Source organism: Acinetobacter baretiae, assembly GCF_015627105.1.
In the GTDB taxonomy this organism is placed as follows: Bacteria; Pseudomonadota; Gammaproteobacteria; order Pseudomonadales; family Moraxellaceae; genus Acinetobacter; species Acinetobacter baretiae.
Map to the genome: position 1 here is coordinate 22,118 of NZ_VTDM01000003.1, position 26,206 is coordinate 48,323.

Sequence of the window (26,206 nt, forward strand, 5' to 3'; positions counted from 1 at the left end):
AACAATCAACACATACGTTGCTGCATATAGCATGTTAAAATTAGCGCCCAAAATGGTACTAAGGATCTTTTAATGCAGTTTGTTCATCTAGGTATTCACACCGAATTTTCTATTACTGAATCGATTGTTCGGATACCAGAGCTTATGAAAGCTGCGGCTAAAGACCATATGCCTGCATTGGCGCTCACAGATTTATCAAATATACATGCTGCCGTTAAGTTTTTTAAATCATGTCAATCTAAAGGCATTAAGCCGATTTTAGGTGCAACCGTACAACTTGAAGATGCCAACCACCGTGTGATTTTATTGGCTATGAGTAATACAGGATGGCGTCATTTAACTGAAATTATTTCTAGAGGCTATATTGATGGCCAAAAACTTGATATTCCTTGTATTAAAAAAGAATGGATTTTAGAGCAACATCAAGACCTGATTGTCTTGTTAGGTCAACACAGTGACGTCGGTCAAGCGATGTGTTCATCACACCCCGATAAAGCCCCACCTTTATTTGAAGCATGGCATAATACCTTTGGCAATCGTGTTTATTTTGCGCTGACACGTACTGACCGTGCAAATGAAGAACTCTTTATTAATGAAGCAATACAACTTGCATCAAAATATCGCGTTGGTGTTGTCGCACACAATGACGTGCATTTCATTAGTCCTGATGATTTTGAAGCACATGAAGCACGCATTTGTATTGCTGATGGTTACGTACTTGCAGATCAAAGACGTCCACATATTTATCATTCAGAACAATATTTCAAAACCAGTGCACAAATGACTGCACTATTTGCAGACATTCCAAGTGCAATTGAAAATACAGTAAATATTGCTAAACGCTGTAATGTTAACTTACGCCTTGGAGAGTATTTTTTACCTGAATACCCCATTCCTGAAGGCTTCACCATAGACACTTATTTCGAGCACTTATCTAAAGAAGGACTTGAAGAACGTTTAGCACAGCTTTATCCCATCCAAGCGCGCGATGAACATTGGCCTCAAATTAGAAAACCGTATGATGAACGAATTGAATATGAAGTACGTATCATTTTAGGAATGGGTTTTCCGGGTTACTTCCTCATTGTCATGGACTTTATTAATTGGGCTAAAAATAACGGTGTACCTGTAGGCCCAGGTCGTGGTTCAGGTGCAGGCTCATTAGTTGCATATAGTTTAAATATTACCGACCTAGACCCTCTACGTTATGATCTGCTATTTGAGCGCTTTTTAAATCCTGAACGGGTTTCTATGCCCGATTTTGATGTCGATTTTTGTATTTCAGGTCGTGACCGTGTCATTGAATATGTTGCACAACACTATGGCCGTGATGCTGTTTCACAAATTGCCACCTTTGGTACCATGGCAGCCAAAGGGGCTATACGAGATGTTGCACGTGTACTGGGTAAATCATATGGTTTAGCTGATCGCATTTCTAAAATGGTACCCACAAAACCACTAGGTGTTGATCTTGCCACAGCAATTGGCATGGAACCACAGCTCAAAGACATTGTGACAAACCCATCTAATCCAGACTATGACGATGCCAGTGAAATTTGGGAAATGGCATTAAAACTTGAAGGTATTACCCGAAACACAGGAAAGCACGCAGGTGGTGTTGTCATTGCACCTGGTAAAATCACTGATTTTTCAGCCATTATGTGCGATGCCGATGGTAGTAACCGAGTAGCACAATATGACAAAGATGATGTCGAGTCAGCCGGTCTAGTCAAGTTTGACTTTTTAGGATTACGTAATCTCACCGTCATTGAAGATGCAATACAAAATATCAATAAACGGCTTCAACTTGCTCAACCACTGAATATTATTCATGTGCCGTTAGATGACAGCAAAGCCTATAAAATTTTCTCTGAAGCCAACACAACTGCGGTATTTCAGTTTGAATCTGTAGGCATGAAGCGCATGCTTAAAGAGGCTCGTCCAAGCAAGTTTGAAGAAATTATTGCTTTTGTCTCTTTGTATCGTCCGGGTCCAATGGATCTTATTCCCGACTTTATTCACCGTATGCATGGTGGTGAATTTGAATATTTACACCCGCTTTTAGAAGGTGTACTTGAGCCAACTTATGGGATTATGGTTTATCAAGAACAAGTCATGCAAGCTGCTCAATTGTGTGCAGGCTATACCCTAGGTGGTGCAGATTTATTACGCCGTGCAATGGGTAAGAAAAAACCCGAAGAAATGGTCAAACAACGTAAAATATTTACCGAAGGTGCGGCACAAAAAGGAATTGATGAAGCTACAGCCAACCATATTTTTGACTTTATGGAAAAATTTGCAGGCTATGGTTTTAATAAATCACATGCAGCAGCATATGCCTTAGTCGCTTACCATACTGCATGGCTCAAAGCGCACTACCCTGCTGAATTTATGGCTGCTGTCATGTCTTCAGAAATGCAAAATACAGACAGTGTTGTTTTTTTAATTGATGACTGTCGAAATAATAACTTACAAGTACGACCACCATCTATTAATCAATCCATCTATCGTTTTCATGCTATTGATGAACAAACCATTGTTTATGGACTAGGTGCCATAAAAGGCGTGGGTGAACAAGCCATGCAATCAGTGATTGATTCACGAGAAAAAGAAGGGCCATATCGTGACATTTTTGATTTTTGTCACCGTATTGATCTCAAAAAAATGAATAAACGCACCTTAGAAGCGCTCATTCGTGCAGGTGCACTCGACTGTTTAAATACAGAACGCTCCACACTCATGGCCGAATTACCACAAGCCGTACAAGCTGCCGATCAAGCACGACAAAATCGTGAAACAGGTATTATGGATTTATTTGGTGAGGTTGAAGAAATTCAAAGAAAACCAAGCCAACCGCTTAAACCATGGTCAGATGAAGTTCGTTTAAAGGGTGAAAAAGACACCTTAGGTCTGTATCTTACAGGGCACCCTATAGATGTTTATCGTTCTGAATTAAAAGCTTTTATTCCTGCAAAACTCAACCAACTCACGCCAACAAAGCGTGGACAAACCACCGTGTTTTCAGGTTTAGTTGTTGATGTCGCTAATTTTCCTAATCGTATGATGATTACATTAGATGATGGTACATCACGCTTAGAAGTCAGTTGTAATCATGAGCGTTTCCAACGCTTTAAAGACATCATACAAATTGATAAAGTAGTGGTCATTGAAGGTGATTTATATGAGCGTGAGGGGTTTGACCGGCCAATGTCACGTCTATCCAAAGCCTTTAGTCTCAATGAAATTCGACAAAAACGCGCTCAACATGTTCAAATTCATTTACAGAAAAACATACTGAGCTCAAAACTTGCAAATGACTTAAAAACGCTCATCACCCCTTATTGTGAGGTCGACATGTGCCAGCATATTCCACTATTATTAACTGTAGACACCGATTATGCACAAGCGAAGATTTGCCCAAGCCAACAATGGCGTATCGCTCCTTTAGATGATGCCTTGTGTGCATTACGTGACTACTTTGGAAAAGATGCTATTCACATTGAATATCAGGTGAAATCTAAAACGCTACAAAATACAATACAACAATCAGTAAAGCCTCACTAGCCACACTGACATTAAGCCATTTTGCTCGGAACTATATATGCAAGCTCATAACCAAGAAATCAATACACAACTCAAACACGTGCGTATTGTCATGGTTAACACCACATTACCTGCCAATATTGGTAGTGCTTTGCGAGCCATGAAAACCATGGGGCTCAGTCACTTAACGCTTGTTGCACCAAAAACATTTCCTCATCCAGACATTACTGCTTTAGCCGCAGGCGCAACCGACTTACTTGAAAACATCACCATCGTAGATACATTACAAGATGCCATTGCAGATTGTCATATTGTTTTTGGAACGAGTGCACGTAGCCGAACCATTCCGTGGCCGTTACTTGATGTTCGACCTGCAACAGAACTCATCTCTCAACATATTGGCCAACAGCAACACAATGTTGCGATTGTTTTTGGCCGTGAAGATCGTGGCCTGACCAATGATGAGTTAGCACTGGCAAATTATCATTTGACCATTCCTGTAAACACAGACTATGGTGTGCTTAATGTGGCTCAGGCCATTCAAATTATTTGTTATGAACTACGCATGGCAACATCACAACATTACACAACACTTGAAGACTCACAGTCAGATGTCCCACAAATGCCCGTCACCGAGCAACAGCACATGCAATGGGATGAGCCGTTAGTTACACATCAACAAATGCAAGCATTTTACCCACATATGGAACAAATGCTGACAGACATTGAATTTCTTGATCCTGAGCACCCGAGACTATTACCAACACGCCTCAAACGACTTTTTGGACGCATTCAACTTGATCGCCTTGAATATAACCTGTTACGTGGTGTTTTTAGTCGGGTACAAGCATTAAGTCATGGTACATGGAAAAAATCAGAACAACCTCAATCCAAAGAGAATAAATAAAATGATTAAACAGCTCAAAGAAGACATTGCTGCTGTCTTTTCACGAGATCCTGCGGCAAGAAATACCCTTGAAGTAATTTTAACCTATCCTGGTATTCACGCCTTGGTATTGCACCGTGTAGCACATAAAATGTGGCAAAAAAACCTAAAAACAAGTGCACGTACATTGGCATCTTTTAGTCGCTTTGCAACAGGCATTGAAATACATCCCGGAGCAAAAATTGGCCGTCGCTTATTTATAGATCATGGTATGGGCATTGTTATTGGTGAAACTGCAGAAATCGGAGATGATGTTACGCTCTATCACAGTGTAACGCTTGGTGGCACAACATGGAAAACAGGCAAACGACACCCTACTTTAGAAGATGGTGTTATTGTTGGTGCAGGTGCAAAAATACTCGGGCCTTTTACTGTCGGTAAAAATGCAAAAATTGGCTCAAACACAGTTATTTTAAAAAGTGTTCCTTCAGAAACGACTGCCGTAGGGAGTCCTGCTCGTTATATTGTCAAAAACAAGCCACGCTCTGAAACAGAACAACAGCGCGAAGCTTATGCAAAAAGCATTGGTTTTCAAGCCTATGCTGCATCACCTCATCAATCTGACCCCATACTAGAGGGCATGAATATATTACTTGACCGACTCAAACAAAATGAAAAACAAATATGTCTTTTAAACTCACGTTTAACAGCACTCGATCCTAAATATGCTCAGTCTGTACACCAAGAACAAATGACGCAAGAGCAACTTGAAATACTAGAAAATATTCAGCAAGTCTGTAACGAACAAAAGTCGTTGCCAAAGACTTAATTTTGTTACATGCCTTACATTGCACAGCCGTTTTATTTTACATTAAACTGCTCAAACCTATTTACGATGTTCAACAATAAAATTTAAAGTGGAAAACCTATGAAAGTAAAAACCCTTGCCATAACAGTAACAACAGCAGCAATACTTTCGGCATGCTCTAATATTCAAACAGCAAAACATACAGCGACCACCGTCTCAACACCAACCGTCACTGCACCAGTTGGGCCTATTACTTTTAAAGAACCAGAACTCCCACAACCTTTTTATGTTTTAAATGCGGTGAATTACGACAAACCATCTGACTTTGAAATCAATTTACAAAAAGCGGCTGCACAACCTGTCACAAAAATGATCGCCACAAACCCTAAAGACCCAAGTCAAACACAAACCTTTGATGAAAATCATCTCATTATTCCTGCCATAGATAACACTAAAAACACTATCAAATTTTCACCACTTGCAGGGCAAAATGAGTTAGATGTCACAGCTATAGATGATTTCTTACAACTTGTAGAAGGTCAAGCACGTCACTACCCACCTAAATTTACCAATAAAATGGTTCGTCGTGGTTTTGAAAGTAAACTCAAACAAACCACACAATTCTTAGATGGTTATGCAAGTAAAGACAATGCCTCTTATGATGTTTTATTTCGTGCATTTAAAGCCAGTATTATGGCACGTAACCTCGATTTAGGGTCTCAATACACTACTCAGTCACTCAAGTATGGACAAAGATTACTTAAAATGGCACCAAATGACCCTTTAGTTAACTTTTGGTTTGGTTTTAATCTTTCAGAAGGTGGTGGCCAACGTGAAGCGATTCCATATTTAGATAAAGCAGTTAAAGCCGGAGTACAAGAGGCCTATCTTTCTGCTGCAAACAACTATCTATATCTAGAGCAAAATAGAAATGCGATTACCACTTTACGCAACTATAAAGTGAAATATCCACAAGAAGCACAAGTGGCAGATCAATTGATCAAAGAAATTCAAACCCAAGGTCGTACCAATGTTTGGGAAAATTTAAACAATATGAAAAAAGGAAGTTATTAAAATCTTGGTATCCTAATGGGGTTTTATACATAAGCTATAAAATCCCCCTAGATTTGTAATAATCATGTAAAATTTGAGCATAATTTATTATCGCTGTAGAACTTTATGCTCAAATTGACAAGGAAAAACTTCCTTTTACTATTTACACTCGCTAGCCTGAGTATCCTTAATGGCTGTCAGGTGGTGAGTGTAAAACAACAGGCATTTAATGTAACCATTTCCAATGAAAGAGACAGTATTCTCACTCGTGATAAACTCAGCGAAGCAAGTTTAAACGTATTATCTATGACAGGTCGTGAGGCAAAAGTTTGTACCAATGACCCTACATCTTGTCTATCCGATATTGAACAAATTCCACAAATTCCCAATGAGCAATTTTTTTCAACAGCAAGTGAACTATATTTAGCAAAAGCAATGTCACTTGAAAAATCATCCAACTGTAAATCAAAAATTAAAGAAGACACGGCGTTATCCTCTAAACAACAAGAAAAACTCAACGCACAAAACCAATGCATCCAACAAGAAATGCACATGCTCGACCGCAGTATTCGTTATAGTTACGCTTACTTATTTAAAACTGAACGTCATCCAGATCAACGTATTTTTGATAATAGACAAGTACAAGTGCGAGACTTTTATAATCAAGCAATCGCGAAGCTCATTATGCTTTCTTCAACGCAAAAGCCAGCCAATACGGCAAATAGTGGTTTTAAAATTGCAGACAGCCAATACATTATTGACCTTAGCCGTTTTCCACAGTTAAAAAATCAAAAAATTGAAGATTTTATTTCAAGCTACAATTTAAATTTCTCGGGGCTTCGATCTATTAACCGCAGAGATGGTTTTGGGTCCGAATTTGTCACTGTACTGTCAAAGCCTAAAATGAGTGAAGAAAATAAATATATTCTTGACCCATTACGTTATCAGTTTAAAGATTCAATCAATCCAAATATTCATTCACCACAATATTTAGCCACAACCATTTCTATTGAATCTGATGCCAATACCAGCATCAAAGCTCTTCTTTCAAATGCACCTTTATACATTAAAGTCACAGATCCTTATCAATTTGATCAAATTCAAATTGAAGGCAAAGCCTATCCGTTGGCAACCAATTTTTCTGCACCTTATGGTTTATGGCTTGCAAATACAAATTTAGGGAAAACGGCCTATTTATCGTTGATTGATCGTGATCAACAACTCACTATGCCTCATTTATATATGTTAGAGCCCTACAATCCCAATAAAAAAATCATTGTACTTGTACACGGTTTGGCTAGTAGTCCTGAAGCATGGATTCGTTTAACCAATGACATTATGGGAGATGCTGTACTACGTGAACATTACCAAGTATGGCAAGTTTTCTACTCTACCAATATGCCTATGTTAGAAAGTCGCTACCAAATTTATGCAATTATAAAACAAGCTTTTAGTCAGCTTGATTCACATACTCCAGCCGCTCAAAACGCAGTATTAATTGGTCATAGTATGGGGGGTGTAATTTCACGACTTCTTGTCAGTAATGCCGATATTAGCAAACAAGCCTTTAAAGTTTTTAAACAAAGACAGCTCGAAAAATCTCAAAATCTACCCTTTATTGCAGATCGTTTAAATATGCGCTCTATTAATAATTTTGACCGAGCGATCTTTATTGCATCACCACATCGAGGTACAGCTTATGCAGATTTATGGTTTACTCGAGTAGCTCGAAAAATCATTCGTTTACCCGGTGCTTTTTTAGGTGCTGTTGCAGATTCATTGCAAGGTGATATGAATCCCAAAGATTTTGTCAAACAAATTGACAATGGATTAATTCAAAATGGCCCAAGCGATTTAAGTTACAAATCCAAGTTTATGGAACTAACTCAAGGCATTATGCCCAAAGCAAACATTCCATACCATTCTGTCATGGGAAATATGACCCAAAGCACTGACCCCAAAATCATGACTGATGGAATTGTGCCGTATGAAAGTGCACATTTAAGAGGTGCTATTTCTGAAAAAGTGGTTCATGGTGGGCACTCCATTCAAGAAACCCCTGAAGCTGTGCTTGAACTTCGACGTATTCTAAGACAACATTTAATTGAGCATAACCTCTATCAAGTTAAAAAACCTTAGTATGTAGATTGGGCAGAAATAATTTTTCTGCCTTTTTATAAGTCATATCATCTATTTATAATACTTTTATCAAATAAAACAATAATATGTTCAGGTATATTTTAATCACTGTTAAAATCATAGATACTAGAGGGTACTTTTATATCTAATACTAAATATGCTTGATGATTTTTACTACTTCGCCATGGTTGTCGAACATGGTGGGTTTAGCGCCGCAGAGCGTGCTACAGATATCCCTAAATCTAAACTGAGCCGTAGAGTGTATGCACTTGAAGAACATCTTGGTGTTCGTTTAATTCAACGTAACTCTCGACAATTTTCAGTCACCGATATTGGGCAAAATATTTATAGACATGCTCAAGCTATGAATAATGCAGCTCAAGCCGCACATGACATGGTCAATCATTTTAGTGTAGAACCTCGTGGGATTGTACGTATTGGTGTGCCTGTTGCAACAGCACAAAATAGATTTGCACAGATCTTACCTGCATTTTTAAAACAATACCCTGAAGTTAAAATACAAATGGTGGTCAGCAATCGACGCATAGATATTGTCAATGAAAATGTTGACCTTGCCTTACGTGTTCGTGCGCATATTGACGATGACCCAAACCTCGTTGTCCGAGAAATTAGACAAGAAGTACAACATCTATTTGCAAGTCAGGCATATCTTAATCAATATGGAACACCCAAAACGCCACAAAGTCTTACAGAACACCGCTTTTTAAGCATGTCAGAAGACTTTACCGAACAGACTTTAACACTCAGTCACGAACACCATAGCAATGTCAAAGTACCATTAAAACCCACCATCATGGCTTCTGACCTAAACCTACTCAAAGAACTCGCCTGTCAGAATCAAGGTATCACTTTGCTTCCCGACACTATTGTCTGTGATGAAATCAGTACTCAGCAACTACGCTACGTCTTACCTGAGTGGAATGTTCCTCATGGTATTTTACATTTGGTGTATCCATCTCGCCGTGGCATTCTTCCTGCTGTACGTGTATTGATTGATTATCTCGTACAACATTTAAAATAAGAGAAATGCTAAAAATATACATATTACGTTTAACTTTAAATACAAATAAAATATTTAAGTGGCTTACATACTATATATAAATAGATGATCAATATATGTTTTCTATTCACACATTCATATAAGCCACTTAAATCGTTACACAGCAGCATTTTTTCTTCATTATTTATGGCAACTCTTTTGCTAACTTCTCTTCAATGCTTCAAATATGAGAATAGTGAAATGATGACTTATTTAATGAAACGCTTGCTTACACTGGGCTTAATCACCTCTACTACATTTACCAGTATCAGTGCTTTTGCTGGGCCGTATGACCAACCTCGTGGTCCAAACAATTTTTCAGATCGTCCATATGAGTCACAAAGGTATGACCCAAATAGACCTCAAGCCCCTATGCAAACGAGAGACCGTAATGCAGAACGCCAGCATCATTCATATAATGGGCCATCTTATGCCCAAGACAGATCACGAGCAGATCATCAACCATGGCGCAAAGGTCAGTACATTCCCAATCAATATAGATCATCACACTACTATGTCAATGATTGGAGACGTCAACAACTTCCAACACCACCTCGTGGTCATCGCTGGCTAAATGTCAATGGTGATTATATTTTGGTTGCCATTGCAACAGGTGTAATCAGTTCCATTTTACTAAATCAACACTAAATATCTAATGCCCCTCACTAAAAATATCTAATTGCGGTGAGGGTTTAGAATATTTTATTTTAGGAACATGCGAGCATTCAAATTCATCGACATTAAAGCCTTGAACAAATGATGTAAGATCGGTACTTTTACGAGACAACCATTCATGTAACCGGTGTTGAGGAATAATAATCACTGAACGCTTTACATTACCCGGTTCATGAAATGTACTCATCATAGGATGATCTATCGCATCCATAGTCAACATAGTTGCTGAGCGTATAATATCTTGATTAATTTTACAAATTTCATAAAGTGCTGCAATATAAAAAGCACCACCATCTTTACGGCGTACGCCCCAACGTTGGGGTTGACCTGCAACGTATTTACTTTCATAAAATTCAGTCACAGCAACCACACCAAATTTATATTTATGTAAAGCATTTTGAAAACTTGGTTTATCCCACAACGTTTCTTGTCGGGCATTATATGTTTTTTTTGCAATGTTTAAATCTGTTGCCCACTGCGGAACCAACCCAAAAATCACTTCTCTCCATTCTAGTCCTTGTTGCGAAGCAAATAATAAAGGAAATCGCCCCGCTGGAAAAACCTCATTGGCATAATCAAAGCTAATTTTTGGCAAATGAAGTTGCTGGCATTGTTGTATTGTCAGTGGTTTAAAATTTGCACACATAATCATTCATTAAATGGACGAATGTATATTTTAACGCCTTTTTAACAGACTGAATATCTACAATATTACGTTTTTACTGATATAAAACATGGAAAAATCCTATATTTAAAACCCCCAAAGCCTCAACAATCAACTTGATCTTTGAGGCTTTGGCGTAGGTAAATCACTATTCACTTACACAGTAACCTTTAAGTTTTAAACGTGCTGCATGTAAAAGTGGCTCTGTATAGCCTGAAGGTTGTAATTCACCTTTAAAAATTAAATCAGATGCTGCTTGAAAAGCCAAATTATGGCTTAAATTGTCTGACATGGCTTTATATTTTGGATCATTGGCATTTTGCTGATCTACAATTTTTGCCATCCGCACGAGTGTCTCACGCACTTGGCTTGCTGTAACAATACCATGATGCAACCAATTGGCGATGTGCTGTGATGAAATACGTAACGTTGCTCGATCTTCCATTAACCCCACATGATGAATATCGGGTACTTTAGAACAGCCCATTCCTAAATCAACCCAACGCACAACGTATCCCAAAATACCTTGACAATTATTCTCAAGTTCTTGGTTTATCTCTTCTGTTGTCCAATGTATTTGTGTTGCCAAAGGTGGTGTCAATAAATCGTTTAAACTCAACATATCTTGTTTTAGTTGTTTATTTTGTTGTTCAACCACATGACACTGATGATAATGCATTGCGTGAATGACTGCACCAGAAGGTGATGGCACCCATGCACAAGATGCACCTGCCTGAGGATGCTCAATTTTACTTTGATACATCTCAAGCAATTGGTCGGGTTTCGGCCACATCCCTTTACCAATTTGAGCTTTTCCTTGTAGACCACAGGCCAAACCAATTGCAACATTACGATTTTCATACGCTGCAAACCACTTTTGTTGCTTAATATCTGCTTTTCTGACCATAGGGCCTGCCACCATAAAGGTATGAATCTCATCCCCTGTACGGTCCATAAAACCAGTATTAATAAAAATAATACGATCTTTAGCCGCAGCAATACATGCTTTTAAATTGACAGAAGTACGACGCTCTTCATCCATAATTCCAATTTTCAAGCTTTTATGCGGTAATTCAACAAGTTGTTCTGCTTTTTCAAACAGATCTACAGCAAATTTTACTTCCTCTGGGCCATGCATTTTAGGTTTTACAATATACATCGAACCTGTGCGAGAATTTCTTAATGTATTTTGCCCTAAAATATCAATTTTACTCAGTAATGGCGTAATTAAAATGTCTAAAATCCCTTCAAAGATTTCTTCACCGTGTATTAAAACAGCAGGATTCGTCATCAAATGACCAACATGTCGGAGTAACATCATCGATCGCCCATGTAAAGTGATCGTTTGGCCTGTTGTCGTTTGATAATGACGGTCAGGATGTAAAGTTCTTGTCAGCATTTGGCCATTTTTCTCAAAACGGTCTGTAAGTGTACCTTGCATAAGGCCAAGCCAATTGCGATACCCCTCCACTTTTTCTTCTGCATCTACTGCAGCAACAGAGTCTTCTAAATCTTGAATCGTGGTGACTGCGGACTCTAAAATGATATCTTTAATTTTTGCTTGATCTATTCGACCAATAAAATGGCTGCCATCAAATTGTATCATGACATGTAATTGATGATGCTGAAACACCAACTCAGTAGGTGCTAATTTTTCACCGTTAAAACCCACAAATAATGCACGATTTACAAGTGTTGTTACTTGTCCATCAGTCAACGTAATCCACAGTGTATTTTCTTCAATATGATATTTCACTGCATTTGAATGTGAGCCATGTTCCAACGCAAAATTTTCATCTAAAAACTGCTTAGCAAATGAAATTACCTTTTGGCCACGTATTGGATTATACGATGTTGTTTTTTCAGCACCTTCTTTTTCTGAGATGAGATTAAATCCATAGAGTGCATCGTATAATGAACCCCATCGGGCATTTGCAGCATTCAAGCTATAGCGCGCATTACGCACAGGAACAACCAATTGAGGTCCTGCAATGGTTGCAATTTCGTCATCAACAGAATCAGTTGTAATTTTAAAATCTTCAATATCAGGAGTTAAATAATCAATATCGTATAAAAACTGTTTGTATACTTCTACATCAAATGAATGTTCTTTATGCCAACGTGTAATTTCAGATTGAAGCGTTTGACGATGTTGCAAGAGTTGTTTATTTCGTGCGGTAAATGCCTTGACGATTTTTTCAAATTCAGACCAATAGGTAGAACTATTTAACTTCGCAACTGGAAGTGCTTCATTTTCGATAAAATCAAAAAGTATTTGATCTATGGCTAAGTCACCTATCTGTACACGTTGTGTCATTATTTTTCCTTATTTGATCTGGCATCATTCATTTGGGCAACATTTTATTGTCTCTCACCCACCTTTGCTAAAAACTCATTTAGCGCAAACACTTATTAGCAAAAAACAGACCAATTTAAGCCATACGATGTTTTTTGCTCAAATACTCAGCAGATTGCATTTCCAATAGCCTAGAACGTGTACGCTCAATTTCAAATGCTAGTTTTTGCCCCTGATAAATATTTAAAATAGGCACTTGTGAGGTTAAAATCAGCTTTACACCGCGGTCATAAAATTCATCAACCAAATAGATAAAACGCCGTGTACCATCTGCAAGCTGATCACTTAAAAGAGGTATATCACTCACAAATACCGTGTGATATCTATTTGCAATTTCAATAAAATCGATAGGACTTCTTGGTTTTAAACACAATTCATTAAAATGACACCACAGTATTTCAGAGGTGTGTGCTAAAGTTAAAACCTCTCGATGATTCACCTCAATGGCTGTAGTCATAACTTTATGTACATCAACCAGTTGATTAAAGCGCTGTTGCATCCATTGTGTTGTTTTTTCATTTAAAGGGCTTTGAAACAAATCTGCTTGTTGTAATATTCTTAACCGATAATCTATACCTGCATCTATATTGAGAATATGACAATGTTTTTTTAGCAACGCTATTGTTGGTAAAAAACGATCTCGATGTAAGCCATCTTTATATAAACCATCGGGCGCAATATTCGATGTTGCAATCAGACTCACACCACGCTGAAATAATTTTTGAAATAAATCACTCAGTATCATGGCATCAGGTACGCTAGATACAAAAAATTCATCGAAACAAATGACTTTAGCTTGTTCATGAATATGATCTGCGACTGCATCTAACGGATTCTGCTGTCCGACTCGTTGGTTAAGTTGCTGATGTACATATTGCATAAAGTGATGAAAGTGTAATCGCATTTTACGCTTTAAAGGTAACGACTCAAAAAAAAGATCCATTAACCAAGTTTTGCCACGACCCACGCCCCCCCACATATACACACCTTGAGGAATTTGTTTTTTACGAAAAAATGAGAAGATTGTTTTTGATGATTTTTCTTCAGCCACTAACTGATGCCATAACACATCTAAAGCATCTATTGCTTTTTTTTGTACACGATCTGAAGTTACTTTTCCTTCATCTATAGCCTGTTGATAAACAACCAATGGAGAGTGCTGATCCATAATAGAGTGATCTAAAAATAAAATAAAGCATAGCAAAGATCGAGCATAAGCTACATCTGTTTTATAATCTAAGATTTAGTTTTTATATATTTACGATTAAGGTCACAATCATTATGCGTTTAAAAAGAATTTTAAGATGCATTAAAGCCATAACACACCATATTTTATCGTATGTTATGGCCTAGATTTTACATAATTGATTGTATAATTTCTTTTAGTGTTTTTTGAGGATGAGCTGATTTTGTAATTGGTCGACCAATCACTAAATGTGTTGCACCAGCATCCATCGCTTGTGATGGCGTCACAATTCTCTTTTGATCATCACTTTGACTGCCCTGAGGGCGAATACCCGGTGTGACTAAAGTAAAGTCTTGACCCAACTCTGCGCGTAAAAATGTCGCTTCTTGTGCCGAACAAACAATACCATTTAAGCCTGAGTCTTTGGTTAATCGTGCTAGGCGTCTCACGTGATCCACAGGATTGACATCTAAACCAATGTCTTTTAAATCTTCTTGTGCCATGGAGGTAAGTACAGTGACTGCAATAAGTTGCGTTTGATAATTTCCTGCATTCAATCGCTCAGCACAAGTTTCCATCATCTTACGGCCGCCAGATGCATGCACGTTAACCATCCATACACCAAGATCTGCAGCAGCACATACGGCTTGCGCAGTGGTATTTGGAATATCATGAAACTTTAAATCCAAAAATACGTCAAAGCCCAATTGATGTAAGGCTTTTACGATTTCTGGTCCTTCATGGGTAAATAACTCTTTACCCACTTTTACCCGACATAAACTAGGGTCGAGTTGATCAGCAAGCTGTAATGCTTCTTTTTTACTTTTTGAATCTAAAGCAACAATGATACTCAAGGTATAACCTCAACAAAGAATAAATCAAAGCCCATTATAATGGGCTTTGATTATTTGAGTTAATATCTAACACTGTTTTTTCATGTCTTGTATTTGCAGCAGCTTCTTTTGCAGCCAATTGTGCAGCTTCAACCTGCTCTTTTCTTAAACGCTCAATTTCTTTGTTTAAGCGTTTAATTTCCCAATGAGTTTGAAATACTTTAAATACCTGCACACCAACAAGTAGACCCAATACAACGCCTAATGCCAATGTAATTAAAACTAGTAATCCCAAACGCATTTCAGGAACATCATGAGTAAACCATAAATCAACAGTAACAGGTGTGCTATTTATGAGAACCAATGCAAGGGAATAAACAAATACTAGAATCAATAAAATCAGTAAGATAAAACGCATAATATCACCATATAGATGTAGTTTTAATTATTTAACTTGCTCATTTACTGCATCACGCAGTGCTTTACCTGGCTTAAAGTGTGGTACAGATTTCGCAGCAACCTCAACAGATTTTCCTGTTTTTGGGTTACGCCCAATGCGAGGATCACGATGATGTAGAGCAAAGCTACCAAAACCACGTATTTCAATGCGGTCATCTGCAGACAATGTATCAATCATTTGATCTATCATAATCTTCACAGCGTCTTCGACTAAGGGTTCAGCCAAATGTGGGTTTTTTAAAGCAATGCGCTGTATTAAGTCTGATTTATTCAGTGCTTCTTTAGTCATGTAACGACCTCATTGATTTTTAGCGACTTTTATTTGTTAGTTATTAGATAATAACTTGTTTAAATACAAAACGGTAGTGTAATAAGTCAATATTACACTACCGTTAACAGTAATTAAATATAAAGTATCAATTAGTTACACTAATTAATACTTTTTTCTTACTATTTTTGTTGCTGTGCTTTAATCAAGTCACCAATCGTTTTAGGACCGTTGTCTTGAGCAGCAGGTGCTGCTTGACGCAAGTTAGCAACTGCTTCACGCTCTTCAGCTTCGTCTTTTGCTTTAATAGACAAGTTGATTGTACGTGATTTGCGGTCAACATTAATGATTTTCGCATCAATTTCCTGACCAACTTCTAGGAATTTCGTTGCATCTTCAACGCGATCACGGTTGATTTCAGAAGCTTTTAATTGCGCTTCTACTTCATCAGCAAGTTTTACTGTTGCAGCTTTTGCATCAACAGCAATAACAGTACCTTTAACCAATGCACCGCGTTCGTTTGTTGCTAAGAAATCATTAAACGGATCGCTGTTTAATTGCTTGATACCTAGGCTAATACGGTTACCTTCAGCATCTACAGATAAGATAACGGCTTCAACAGTGTCACCTTTTTTGTAGCGACGAATTGCTTCTTCACCTTGTTCATTCCAAGAAATGTCAGATAGGTGAACAAGACCATCGATACCACCTGGTAAACCAATAAAGATACCAAAGTCAGTGATTGATTTAATCGTACCTGAAACTTTTTCACCTTTATCATGGTTTTTAGAAAACTCTTCCCATGGGTTAGCACGAGTTTGTTTAATACCAAGAGAAATACGACGACGTTCTTCGTCTACTTCTAGAACCATAACTTCAACTTCATCACCAATCTGAACAACTTTAGATGGGTGGATGTTTTTGTTGGTATGATCCATTTCAGAAACGTGAACTAGACCTTCAACACCTTCAGCGATTTCAGCGAAACAACCGTAGTCTGTTAAGTTAGTTACACGTGCTTTAACGATAGAACCTTTAGGGTAACGGTTCATGATCGCTAACCAAGGATCTTCGCCAAGTTGTTTAAGACCTAGAGAAACACGGTTACGATCGCGATCAAATTTAAGGACTTTAACAGTCACTTCTTGACCAACTTCTACTACTTCTGAAGGGTGCTTAATGCGTTTCCAAGCCATATCTGTGATATGTAGAAGACCATCAATTCCACCTAGATCAACAAATGCGCCGTAGTCTGTAAGGTTCTTAATTGTACCTGTAACTGTTTGGCCTTCTTCAAGTTGAGCAAGCAATGCTTCACGGTCAGCAGAAGATTCAGCTTCCATTACTGCACGGCGAGAAACAACAACGTTGTTACGTTTTGCATCAAGTTTAATAACTTTAAACTCTAACTCTTTACCTTCAAGGTGAGTTGTGTCACGGATTGGACGAGTATCAACCAAAGAACCTGGTAAGAATGCACGTACTGGACCGATGTCAACTGTGAAACCGCCTTTTACTTTACCAGAGATTAGACCAGTAACGATTTCGCCGTCTTCAAAGATTTTTTCAAGTTTAGTCCACGTTTCAGCACGTTTTGCTTTTTCACGTGAAAGAACTGTTTGACCCATACCGTTGTCAAGTGCTTCAACAACAACATCAACAGTGTCACCAACTTGAACTTCTAGTTCACGCTGGTCGTTTAAGAATTCTGCACGGTCAACAACGCCTTCTGATTTAAGGCCAGTGTCAACAGTTACCCAGTCAGCATCGATGTTTACAACAACACCTTGGATGACTGCACCCTTTTCAACGTTAAGATTTAATTCGCTTGCTTCAAAGAGGGCTGCAAAAGATTCGGTCATGGTATACCTGATATGTTCAGCGGTCTTGGATCAGTCAAGGCCTGTTTAATTACATTTATACGTTGTCTACTTTAAAACTGATCGAGCAACATATAAACAAAAAATAAGTTAAATCAACTGTGTATCGATATACGAGCGCATCTGATTAAACACATCATCTATCGATAAATGAGAGCTATCTATAATGAGCGCATCAGACGCAGGCTTAAGAGGAGCAACAACTCGCTGCGTGTCTCTACGGTCGCGTTCTTCGATGTTGATTAAAATGGCGCTCAGTTTAGCATCAACCCCCATGCCCTGCAACTGCTTGTATCTTCTTTCTGCACGAGATTGCGCTGATGCTGTTAAATAGATTTTTGCTTGTGCTTGTGGAAATACAACTGTACCCATATCACGTCCATCTGCAACTAAGCCTTTAGATGTTGCAAATTGGCGTTGACGTGCTAATAAAGCATCTCTGAGTGGAGCAATGGCTGCAACCTTTGAGGCAAATAGCCCAACTTCTTCACTGCGAATCTGTTTTGATACATCTTCACCATTTAAATAGGTTTGGATTCCATGCATTGAAGGTACAAATTCAATATCCAAATGGGTGGCAATATTTACAGCGTCAGAGATATTTTCATCTAACTGTGTAAGTAAATTTTGTTGTGCCAAGCTTAATCCAAGTAAACGATAAATAGCGCCAGAATCTAACAATTGATACTGATAATATTGTGCTAATTTTGTTGCAAGTGTTCCTTTACCAGAACCACTTGGACCGTCAATTGTAATAATATTCATACACTTGCCTTCATTTTAATATTTTCTTTGCCAAACGACGTTGTTTAAAAAATTGGCTCAGTTGCATTGCACATTCTTCTGCCATACATCCAGATTCCACTTGAAAATAGTGATTATAATAGCCATCTTCGAGCAAACGCCGTGCACTCACCAATGATCCAGATTTGTTCTCTGTTGTCGCAAAAACGACTTTATGAATTCTGGCATGTATTAATGCACCCACACACATCGTGCAAGGCTCTAATGTCACATATAACGTAGCATCTTCAGGCAATCGGTAATTATTCATTTGTGCACAGGCATCACGAATAGCAATAATTTCTGCATGTGCTGTTGGGTCACAACGCATAATGGGGCAATTTTCCCCTAAACCAATGACTCGATTTTGACTAACAATGACAGCACCCACGGGAATTTCTTGTTGCATCGCTGCTTGTTGTGCTTGTTCAAAGGCCAACTGCATCCATTTAAAGTCTTGTGCTGTAAATGATATAAGCTGATCATTTAATGCGGTCATATTCTCTCAATAATATCGTAATCTCTGAGTAAATCATTCCAACTATCAATGGTTGTGGTCGGTGCTTGTTGGCTAAAGATACTTTTCAAACTGCGATTTTCTGACTTTTGCCATTTTGGTGACAAATCTTTGTCAATTAAACGTGCACGAACACCTTCTGCGAAGTCAACATGATTAATTTTCCATGTAGAAATCTGTTGTTCCAATTCAAAAGTATCAGCCCAACTATGACCTAGTTTGCCCCATTGCCAAAGTAACCACGTTAGTGCTGCCGTCACCAGTGAACCTTGTTTTAGGTTTTCTCCTGCTTGGCGTAACCAGTCACTATGTGCTTCACTGAGCTGACAAATTGCATCATAGTCTTGCTCAAAATTAAGTCCATTACATACAGTATGTATGGCATCTAATGCCGTTTGTAGTGGCCCTACGCTCACAGGTCTATGCAAACCATGAAGGACATCATCGAGCGCTCTAAATGTGCCTGCAGGATAATCTTGCCAAGAAATTTGCACTAATCTATTTAAGACAAGCTCTTTTTTCATGGCACAGATATGCGTTGCCCAACCAATCGCATAAGCACCTGAAGCAGTCATCATTGTGCCTGTTAAGCCAAGAAATAAACCAATTCTTCCCCGATCTGCCAAAAAGCGAGTTGCACCTACATCTGGATATAAACCAATATTAATTTCAGGCATAGCCAAGCGTGATGCAGGTGTGACCAAACGAAAAGGTGCTGCCATAAAGAGCCCGAGACCTCCCCCCATCACATAGCCTTCACCCCATATCACAATCGGTTTTGCATAATAATGTAGGAGTAAATCAAGCTGATATTCTCGTTTAAAAAACTCACTGGCTTTATCTTGTTCACCATCAATTACTTGTTGGCGTAGTTTTCTCACGTCACCGCCTGCACAAAATGCTCTTGGTGTACTTGAATCGAACCAAATGGCTTTAACGGCCTGATCATTAGCAATGTCATTAAATAAAGAGATTAATGCATTCACTAGACTTAAATCTAAAGCATGCAAGGAATTAGGACGATCAAGCTGTATGCTTAACCAGCCATTTCTATAAGATTGAACGTTAATATCAGCGTGATAATGTGTATATGTCATGGGCTCAACTGCCAGTTTATTTCAGCAATCTGATGAGATTTTAAATAATCATTGCTTTTAGAAAATGCTTTACAGCCAAAAAAACCACCACGGTTTGCTGCCAATGGTGATGGATGAGCTGCTGTCAGAACAAGATGTTTTTCTCGATCAACACGCTGTCCTTTACGTTGTGCATAAGCACCCCATAAAATAAAGACAACATTTGATGTATGCTCATTAATGACATCGATCACATGGTCTGTAAAATCTTCCCAACCTTGTTTTTGATGCGATGTAGGTTGTCCTGCTTCTACAGTTAAAACGCTATTTAACAGTAATACACCTTGTTGCGCCCATTGTGTTAAGTCTCCATGCAGACTCGGTTTAATCGAAAGATCTGTCGACAATTCATGAAAAATATTACGCAATGAAGGTGGTACAGCTACGCCTTTTTGTACTGAAAAACTCAAACCATGAGCCTGATTAGGCCCATGATACGGATCTTGCCCCAAAATGACGACTTTCACCTGAGGTAATGGTGTCAATTGAAATGCATTAAAAATGAGTTGACTCGGTGGATAAACGACTTTACCTGCGTGTTTTTGCGCTGTTAAAAAAGCGCGAAGTTGATCCATTTTAGAGCTGAGTAAAAAATCTTGTAGCTTGTCTTTCCAACTAGAATCAAGTTGCACTCGGTCAAGTTTCTGTTGTTGGGCTTCAGTTAGTTGCATTACGATATCATCTAGTTTTATATTTAAATTTTAACCTGTTGCTCTACCAATGGGTTTTGAAATGTTTCACCATTTTTAAGTTTTGCATACGTGTTTGGATCGGCCCATTCGGCCTGTATTTGATCTGAAAATTCAATGTGATCTAATGCTAAAATGCCCATCTGAGGATTATTAATGTCTTCCAGAAAGCTTTGTGCATAGCCTGTATCTGTTTCATGGACAATAACCGAATAAACGTCAACATTTCCCTCACCATTTTGCATTTTTGTACTTTTTAAAACTTGCTGTGCAAGAAAGAAAAAGATTCTTGAAAATTGCTCTGCTGAAGGTGAAACAGGTAAGCTTACCCATCTTGCACTGAATTGTTGACATGCTTGAATATATGCCAAGTCATCTTTATTCCAAAAACAGATGGCATGATCAAAACTATCAAATAGATCTTTAATTACACCTTTGAGTAATCCGAAGTCATACACCATCTGACCATGATCCAGTGCATCGGCTTTTAACAAAAGCTCGACTTTGTAGCTATGGCCATGTAATGAACGCTTGCAACGATCTGAAGTACAATTACGCACAATATGCGCATTTTCAAACTTAAATAATTTTCGGATTAACATAAGCTCTTGTGTGTAATTTAAGGGAGACTATAGATTATAAATCAAATATAACATATTGCAGTGTTTTTTAACCGATCAATAGTATTGATCGTGTTTATTTATTTTTTATTTGCAATTTCAAGTGCTTGTTTAAAGTAGCTCATTTTTAATGTTTCTCTAGAGCCTAAATAGCGCTGATAGAAACTTGAATTTAACAATAATGCTCCACCAAAAATAAGAGACCATGCTATCGCCAAATAATCTCTCACTGTAATTTTAGAATGTTGCTGGCGCAAGTAAACATCTGTTGTATAAATAATTTTTTTTAGTCTTTGTTTGCGAATATGATAAATTTTCCGAAACAACTGTTTATTACCTCCGCCTATAGTAGACAGCTTTTCTTCTAAATTATGGTACAAAATTGTGCGCTCTGCATCATCTAAATGATAATGAATCAAGCAGTTTAACTGTGCATCAAAATGAGAAGGACTATTTTTCATAGACTCATAAATAAGATATTCATTTCTTAAAATGAGTTGCAAAAATAATTCATCTTTACTGTGAAAATGTTTATATAGTGTGCCTTTGGCAATATTTAACTCTTGTGCCAGCTCTTCCAACGTCATACCAACATCGCCATGCTCAATTAACAACTGCTCTGCCACTGTAAAAATTAAGTCTTCTCGTTGCTTAAATTTATTTTGACGATGTGTTAATTGCATGGCATGCCTCTTTTATTATTTTAAACAGTGGCTTTCAATAACTGTTCAAAATTTTTACTGGTCAATTCACCAATTTCTTCAACAGTTTTCCCATATACACTGGCCAATGCTTGTGCAACATAAGGTACATATTTAGGCTCGTTACTCTTTCCACGAAATGGCATCGGTGCAAGATATGGGCTGTCCGTTTCAATCAATAAACGATCTAAAGGCACATAACGCGCAACATCTCTTAATGCTTGTGCATTTTTAAAAGAAATAATGCCAGAAAATGAAATATAATATCCACAGTCTAACACTGCTTTTGCTGTGTCTAAATCCTCAGTAAAACAGTGTAATATTCCGTGTTCTGAACGCTCACTACGTATTAAGTCGACAGTATCTTCTCGAGCAGATCGGGTATGTACAACCACAGGTTTTTTAACTATTTTCGATGCTTCGATATGCCTTGCAAAACATGCCTTTTGCTCGACCACATATTCTTGACTATGATAATAATCTAGACCTGTTTCTCCCAATGCCCAAACTTTCTCATTTTGAGCAAGCTGTACCAAGTATTCAACAGATGCTTTTTGCATCACTTCAGGTAATTCACAAGGATGTACACCGACGCTATAGCCAACATCTGCGTGAGATGCGGCAATGTCGCCTAGTATTTTATGGTCATCTATATTGACTGAAATAGCCATAAAGCGATGTACACCTGCTGCCCTCGCTTCTGCTAATGCTAAATTTAAATCACCTTCATAGGGGGTCAGATCGAGTAAATTAAGATGGCAATGGCTGTCTACAAACAAAGTGCTTTCCTTTTAAATCGTATAACTTGGTGCTGGACTATATAATCGATTTCCCAACATTTTTTCAGCTTGTTCTTGATACAAACGTCCCTTTTCACCTGCCAATTGAATACCAAAGCCTTGTGGTTTGGTATCGGTGGCTTCATGGTTAATCCAAATGACTTTACCTGTGAGAGGGATTTTTTGATTTTGACCTGGCAATGTCGCCAAAAGAAAAATATCTTCACCCAAAGAGACCACTTGTGCTGACGGTACAAAAAGACCGCCCCCTGTCACATACGGCATATAGCTGGCTTGAAGTACATTAATATCCGTAATATTAACCTGCAATACACCGCCTCGTTGCATTGTTTGCATCATATTTCCTTAAGATCAGCAAGATCAGTTCACTACACATCCAACAGCATCACAAACAGTGCATCAATCATTAAATTGCTCTGTATATTTTGCTGCATGTATATTTTGGAATCTTGTAGCTTGTGAGAGATGTTAAATAAAGTATCTAAATTATAATAAGGTAAAATATCAGAAAAATTAAGATCTATGTTTTTAATCTGTTGATTTAATTTTAAAGCAATCAGATCTGCAACTAAATATTGCATCATATGACAAAGCTCTATAAAGCTCAGTGCTTTAGACCACTGGGTTGCATAGCGTATCAGGCCATCTTTTTGTTTCACCAAAGACAACCAATCATTAATAAAATTTTTACGCTGTTGTAACCATGCTTGAGGTGCTATTTCAAGAGCACGTAAGGGCATGTCGTATGCTAAATTGAGTAGCAATTGTATCTGTTTTTGATCGAGTGTTGGCACACTTTGACTGACATGTTGATATGCAAGATCTGTAGATATACGATCTAAAGCGTAACGTTGTAATCGACTACGGATTGTTGCAGGAAGTTTGAGCAAGTGATCTGTGAGCAAAATAATAATGGTGCGCTCACCCGGTTCTTCTAGTGTTTTTAGTAAAGCATTTGCAGCTGCCGTATTTAGCGTTTCGGCAGGCTCAATTAATACAATACGCCAGCCTTCTACCGTTTGTTGTACAAAGGGCTGTATCTCACGAACTTTATCAATTTTAATTTGAGCATTCGATGATTTTTTCTCATCATCAGTTGAAATATGCACATAATTTGGATGTGTATCTGATTTTAGCCATTGACAACTTGTGCAGACCCCACATGCTGTCTCTTCTTTTTTGTCTAGGCACAATAGCCAAGCAATAAAATGTAGGGCAAAATCTTTTTTCCCTGACCCTTTTTTACCATAAAGCAAAATACCATGCCCGATGTTTGGAAAACGTGCAGTAAGACGTTGCCATGTATCTTGTTGCCAAGCATACACAATGGACTGTTTAAAAAATTGATCTGACATAAACAATCAAGCCACTTAGACTAAAAATATATCTGGACTTAACGCATTAAGTCGGTCTAAATCTTGTTGGGTATCTACACCAGGTGGTAAGTTTACCTTAGCAATATCAATGGCAATCCGATGCCCTTGCTCTAAGATTCTCAGTTGCTCAAGTGATTCTAAACGTTCTAGCGGTGTCTGTTGCCATGTAGAATATTCATTTAATAATTGTACACGATAGGCATATAAACCTAAATGTCGAAAACCACGCGGGGTCTGATCAGGTACATTTGCGGTATCTCGACAATAAGGAACACCTGCACGGCTAAAATACAAGGCTTCACGATGTTGTGACATCACGACTTTAACAATACTTTCTCTTTCAAACTCATCTATACAATGAATCGGTTCACACAAGGTAGACATCGAACATTGTGGGTTTTCCACCAACACCTCTGTGACCTGATTCACTAAACTTGCAGGCAGTAAAGGTTCATCACCTTGTATATTGACCACGATATCTTGCGCATCCCACCCTTTGATATGTGCAACTTCACTCAGACGATCTGTACCTGAAAGATGGGATGGATTTGTCAGTACTACATCAATGCCTTCTTGCTCACAGAGTGTTGCAATGCGTACATCATCTGTTGCCACACACAAATCATCAAAACCTTCCACTTTTCGCGCTTGATCTACCACGCGTAGAATCATCGCACGGCCATGTATAAGTAACAAAGGTTTACCGGGTAATCTTGAGCTAGCATAACGAGCAGGAATAACAATATGTTTCATGATAAAACCTAAATAGTAATATGCACTGAGGCAAGTTGTGCTTTTAATACGTCATAGCACGAATCAGAAAGCATTGCATTTACAGGCAACACCCAAATTGGACATGTTATCGTATGATCTTGTAATAGTGTTTTGATTTTGATCGCATCTTTTTCCGTGGTAATCATAGGAAGTTGGTCGTTAAACTGTAAATCCTCATGAGTATAATGATGATGATCAACAAACTCATGTTCAAGAATGTGGGTTACTCCAATGTCAGCCAATGAGCGATAAAAACGCTGAGGGTAACCAATACCAACGACTGCATGCATTTTTTGATTTGAACAAAATGTCTGCTCGATTGCCATTGCTGGGTTAAGTAAATAAGGTTGCCCTGTCACCAGATGCATATTGAGTGATGTTCTAAATGCTTCAGTACCTGCATGTTCAATCACTGTACTGCCTTGTAATCGACTTTTAGGCTCTCTTAAAAATCCTTCTGGTAACAGCTTTTCATTTCCTAAACCACGTTTTGCATCTATAACGATCCATTCAATTTGCCTATTTAACGCCCAATGCTGTAAACCATCGTCACTTAAAATTAAATCAAGCTGATATTTAGACAATAAAAGTTCGATGTCTTGCTTTCGATTTGGCCCCACAACCATAGGAACCTGTGTTCTACTTACAATCAATGCAGGCTCATCACCCACAATAGATGCCGTACTTTCTGAAGTCACATGCATTGGAAATGGCCCTTTACCGCCATATCCTCGACTAATCACACCCACGCTCACGCCACGGTGCTGTAAATATTGAACAAGCTGTATCAGCAAAGGGGTTTTACCACTGCCCCCCACAGTAATGTTACCAATAATCATGACAGGAACAGGTGCGGTGTAGGCCTTTTTTTTTCCAAGAACGTACTGTTGTTTTTGATGTTCAGATACATAACCATATAGCAAAGACAAAGGACGCAATAGCTTTAACCATTGAGACTGCTTATTCCAAGCCTGTTGAATCAGCTTTGCCACTGCCATCA

The 26,206-nt window shown here is 38.2% G+C and carries 24 protein-coding genes and 1 pseudogene; 7 read left to right on the forward strand and 18 right to left on the reverse strand.

Annotated elements, in window-relative coordinates; genetic code table 11:
- Positions 1-72: 72 nt before the first annotated feature.
- The 7 genes and pseudogenes from dnaE to I2F17_RS12555 form a co-directional block, all read left to right on the forward strand.
- A pseudogene (gene dnaE, locus I2F17_RS01570) lies at positions 73-3,522 on the forward strand (DNA polymerase III subunit alpha); the annotation flags it as partial.
- Between the two features lie 79 nt (positions 3,523-3,601).
- Positions 3,602-4,450: an RNA methyltransferase gene (locus tag I2F17_RS01575; protein ID WP_196423045.1), complete on the forward strand. Its 849-nt coding sequence runs from the start codon at positions 3,602-3,604 to the stop codon at positions 4,448-4,450.
- A gap of 1 nt (position 4,451) precedes the next feature.
- Positions 4,452-5,258, forward strand: a complete 807-nt coding sequence (gene cysE, locus I2F17_RS01580; RefSeq protein ID WP_211138924.1) for a serine O-acetyltransferase — start codon at positions 4,452-4,454, stop codon at positions 5,256-5,258.
- Positions 5,259-5,357: 99 nt separating this feature from the next.
- Entirely contained in the window at positions 5,358-6,311 is a 954-nt protein-coding gene (locus tag I2F17_RS01585) for an ABUW_2363 family tetratricopeptide repeat lipoprotein (protein WP_196423047.1), read from the forward strand.
- A gap of 105 nt (positions 6,312-6,416) precedes the next feature.
- A complete protein-coding gene (locus tag I2F17_RS01590) occupies positions 6,417-8,429 on the forward strand; it encodes an esterase/lipase family protein (RefSeq protein ID WP_211138925.1) in 2,013 nt (670 codons plus the stop codon).
- Between the two features lie 148 nt (positions 8,430-8,577).
- Positions 8,578-9,471, forward strand: coding sequence for a LysR substrate-binding domain-containing protein (locus I2F17_RS01595; protein ID WP_196423096.1), 894 nt, complete (start codon positions 8,578-8,580; stop codon positions 9,469-9,471).
- Between the two features lie 219 nt (positions 9,472-9,690).
- Complete coding sequence (locus I2F17_RS12555; protein ID WP_235985898.1) at positions 9,691-10,137, forward strand: RcnB family protein; 447 nt, start codon at positions 9,691-9,693, stop codon at positions 10,135-10,137.
- 4 nt (positions 10,138-10,141) lie between these two features.
- Here the strand turns inward: I2F17_RS12555 and I2F17_RS01605 are convergent, their stop codons facing one another.
- The 18 genes from I2F17_RS01605 to lpxK all read right to left on the reverse strand — a co-directional run bounded on the left by I2F17_RS01605 (position 10,142) and on the right by lpxK (position 26,204).
- Positions 10,142-10,810, reverse strand: coding sequence for an SOS response-associated peptidase family protein (locus I2F17_RS01605; protein WP_211138926.1), 669 nt, complete (start codon positions 10,808-10,810; stop codon positions 10,142-10,144).
- A gap of 166 nt (positions 10,811-10,976) precedes the next feature.
- Positions 10,977-13,145, reverse strand: coding sequence for a malate synthase G (locus tag I2F17_RS01610; protein WP_211138927.1), 2,169 nt, complete (start codon positions 13,143-13,145; stop codon positions 10,977-10,979).
- Positions 13,146-13,260: 115 nt separating this feature from the next.
- On the reverse strand, positions 13,261-14,352 hold the full coding sequence (zapE, locus tag I2F17_RS01615; protein WP_211138928.1) for a cell division protein ZapE: 1,092 nt from the start codon (positions 14,350-14,352) through the stop codon (positions 13,261-13,263).
- Between the two features lie 188 nt (positions 14,353-14,540).
- Positions 14,541-15,224 carry an orotidine-5'-phosphate decarboxylase gene (gene pyrF, locus I2F17_RS01620; protein ID WP_211138929.1) on the reverse strand — a complete coding sequence of 228 codons (684 nt, stop codon included), beginning with the start codon at positions 15,222-15,224 and terminating at the stop codon, positions 14,541-14,543.
- A 34-nt stretch (positions 15,225-15,258) separates the two neighbouring features.
- Positions 15,259-15,621, reverse strand: a complete 363-nt coding sequence (locus I2F17_RS01625; protein ID WP_196423053.1) for a LapA family protein — start codon at positions 15,619-15,621, stop codon at positions 15,259-15,261.
- A gap of 27 nt (positions 15,622-15,648) precedes the next feature.
- Positions 15,649-15,951: an integration host factor subunit beta gene (locus I2F17_RS01630; protein ID WP_196423054.1), complete on the reverse strand. Its 303-nt coding sequence runs from the start codon at positions 15,949-15,951 to the stop codon at positions 15,649-15,651.
- 161 nt (positions 15,952-16,112) lie between these two features.
- The gene (rpsA, locus tag I2F17_RS01635; RefSeq protein ID WP_196423055.1) at positions 16,113-17,792 is read right to left on the reverse strand and encodes a 30S ribosomal protein S1; all 1,680 of its coding nucleotides are present in this window, start codon (positions 17,790-17,792) and stop codon (positions 16,113-16,115) included.
- Between the two features lie 108 nt (positions 17,793-17,900).
- The gene (gene cmk / locus I2F17_RS01640) at positions 17,901-18,575 is read right to left on the reverse strand and encodes a (d)CMP kinase (RefSeq protein WP_211138930.1); all 675 of its coding nucleotides are present in this window, start codon (positions 18,573-18,575) and stop codon (positions 17,901-17,903) included.
- Between the two features lie 10 nt (positions 18,576-18,585).
- Complete coding sequence (gene tadA / locus I2F17_RS01645; protein WP_211138931.1) at positions 18,586-19,092, reverse strand: tRNA adenosine(34) deaminase TadA; 507 nt, start codon at positions 19,090-19,092, stop codon at positions 18,586-18,588.
- Positions 19,089-20,207, reverse strand: coding sequence for an enoyl-CoA hydratase/isomerase family protein (locus tag I2F17_RS01650; RefSeq protein ID WP_211138932.1), 1,119 nt, complete (start codon positions 20,205-20,207; stop codon positions 19,089-19,091). Before I2F17_RS01650 ends, tadA begins: the two co-directional genes overlap by 4 nt.
- Positions 20,204-20,917, reverse strand: a complete 714-nt coding sequence (gene ung, locus I2F17_RS01655; protein ID WP_196423059.1) for a uracil-DNA glycosylase — start codon at positions 20,915-20,917, stop codon at positions 20,204-20,206. Before ung ends, I2F17_RS01650 begins: the two co-directional genes overlap by 4 nt.
- Positions 20,918-20,940: 23 nt before the next feature.
- Positions 20,941-21,537, reverse strand: a complete 597-nt coding sequence (locus I2F17_RS01660; RefSeq protein ID WP_211138933.1) for a 6-pyruvoyl trahydropterin synthase family protein — start codon at positions 21,535-21,537, stop codon at positions 20,941-20,943.
- A 98-nt stretch (positions 21,538-21,635) separates the two neighbouring features.
- Positions 21,636-22,238: a TetR/AcrR family transcriptional regulator gene (locus I2F17_RS01665; protein WP_196423061.1), complete on the reverse strand. Its 603-nt coding sequence runs from the start codon at positions 22,236-22,238 to the stop codon at positions 21,636-21,638.
- 20 nt (positions 22,239-22,258) lie between these two features.
- Positions 22,259-23,035, reverse strand: a complete 777-nt coding sequence (locus tag I2F17_RS01670; RefSeq protein ID WP_211138934.1) for a TatD family hydrolase — start codon at positions 23,033-23,035, stop codon at positions 22,259-22,261.
- Positions 23,036-23,047: 12 nt separating this feature from the next.
- The gene (locus I2F17_RS01675) at positions 23,048-23,392 is read right to left on the reverse strand and encodes a PilZ domain-containing protein (protein WP_196423063.1); all 345 of its coding nucleotides are present in this window, start codon (positions 23,390-23,392) and stop codon (positions 23,048-23,050) included.
- A gap of 32 nt (positions 23,393-23,424) precedes the next feature.
- A complete protein-coding gene (locus tag I2F17_RS01680; protein WP_211138935.1) occupies positions 23,425-24,411 on the reverse strand; it encodes a DNA polymerase III subunit delta' in 987 nt (328 codons plus the stop codon).
- Between the two features lie 15 nt (positions 24,412-24,426).
- Complete coding sequence (gene kdsB, locus I2F17_RS01685) at positions 24,427-25,185, reverse strand: 3-deoxy-manno-octulosonate cytidylyltransferase (protein ID WP_211138936.1); 759 nt, start codon at positions 25,183-25,185, stop codon at positions 24,427-24,429.
- 8 nt (positions 25,186-25,193) lie between these two features.
- Positions 25,194-26,204, reverse strand: coding sequence for a tetraacyldisaccharide 4'-kinase (lpxK, locus tag I2F17_RS01690; protein WP_211138937.1), 1,011 nt, complete (start codon positions 26,202-26,204; stop codon positions 25,194-25,196).
- Positions 26,205-26,206 lie beyond the last annotated feature (2 nt).

Excerpts from the sequence above, each read along its gene's own strand:
- I2F17_RS01585 (WP_196423047.1), top strand. The coding sequence starts at position 5,358 with ATGAAAGTAAAAACCCTTGCCATAACAGTAACAACAGCAGCAATACTT.
- rpsA (WP_196423055.1), bottom strand. The coding sequence starts at position 17,792 with ATGACCGAATCTTTTGCAGCCCTCTTTGAAGCAAGCGAATTAAATCTT.
- I2F17_RS01650 (WP_211138932.1), bottom strand. The coding sequence starts at position 20,207 with ATGACATATACACATTATCACGCTGATATTAACGTTCAATCTTATAGA.
- I2F17_RS01660 (WP_211138933.1), bottom strand. The coding sequence starts at position 21,537 with ATGTTAATCCGAAAATTATTTAAGTTTGAAAATGCGCATATTGTGCGT.
- tadA (WP_211138931.1), bottom strand. The coding sequence starts at position 19,092 with ATGACCGCATTAAATGATCAGCTTATATCATTTACAGCACAAGACTTT.
- I2F17_RS12555 (WP_235985898.1), top strand. The coding sequence starts at position 9,691 with ATGATGACTTATTTAATGAAACGCTTGCTTACACTGGGCTTAATCACC.
- zapE (WP_211138928.1), bottom strand. The coding sequence starts at position 14,352 with ATGGATCAGCACTCTCCATTGGTTGTTTATCAACAGGCTATAGATGAA.
- ung (WP_196423059.1), bottom strand. The coding sequence starts at position 20,917 with ATGCAACTAACTGAAGCCCAACAACAGAAACTTGACCGAGTGCAACTT.
- I2F17_RS01665 (WP_196423061.1), bottom strand. The coding sequence starts at position 22,238 with ATGCAATTAACACATCGTCAAAATAAATTTAAGCAACGAGAAGACTTA.
- I2F17_RS01610 (WP_211138927.1), bottom strand. The coding sequence starts at position 13,145 with ATGACACAACGTGTACAGATAGGTGACTTAGCCATAGATCAAATACTT.
- lpxK (WP_211138937.1), bottom strand. The coding sequence starts at position 26,204 with ATGGCAGTGGCAAAGCTGATTCAACAGGCTTGGAATAAGCAGTCTCAA.
- I2F17_RS01590 (WP_211138925.1), top strand. The coding sequence starts at position 6,417 with ATGCTCAAATTGACAAGGAAAAACTTCCTTTTACTATTTACACTCGCT.
- cmk (WP_211138930.1), bottom strand. The coding sequence starts at position 18,575 with ATGAATATTATTACAATTGACGGTCCAAGTGGTTCTGGTAAAGGAACA.
- cysE (WP_211138924.1), top strand. The coding sequence starts at position 4,452 with ATGATTAAACAGCTCAAAGAAGACATTGCTGCTGTCTTTTCACGAGAT.
- I2F17_RS01680 (WP_211138935.1), bottom strand. The coding sequence starts at position 24,411 with ATGTCAGATCAATTTTTTAAACAGTCCATTGTGTATGCTTGGCAACAA.
- I2F17_RS01625 (WP_196423053.1), bottom strand. The coding sequence starts at position 15,621 with ATGCGTTTTATCTTACTGATTTTATTGATTCTAGTATTTGTTTATTCC.
- I2F17_RS01675 (WP_196423063.1), bottom strand. The coding sequence starts at position 23,392 with ATGCAAACAATGCAACGAGGCGGTGTATTGCAGGTTAATATTACGGAT.
- I2F17_RS01575 (WP_196423045.1), top strand. The coding sequence starts at position 3,602 with ATGCAAGCTCATAACCAAGAAATCAATACACAACTCAAACACGTGCGT.
- I2F17_RS01630 (WP_196423054.1), bottom strand. The coding sequence starts at position 15,951 with ATGACTAAAGAAGCACTGAATAAATCAGACTTAATACAGCGCATTGCT.
- I2F17_RS01605 (WP_211138926.1), bottom strand. The coding sequence starts at position 10,810 with ATGTGTGCAAATTTTAAACCACTGACAATACAACAATGCCAGCAACTT.
- kdsB (WP_211138936.1), bottom strand. The coding sequence starts at position 25,185 with ATGAAACATATTGTTATTCCTGCTCGTTATGCTAGCTCAAGATTACCC.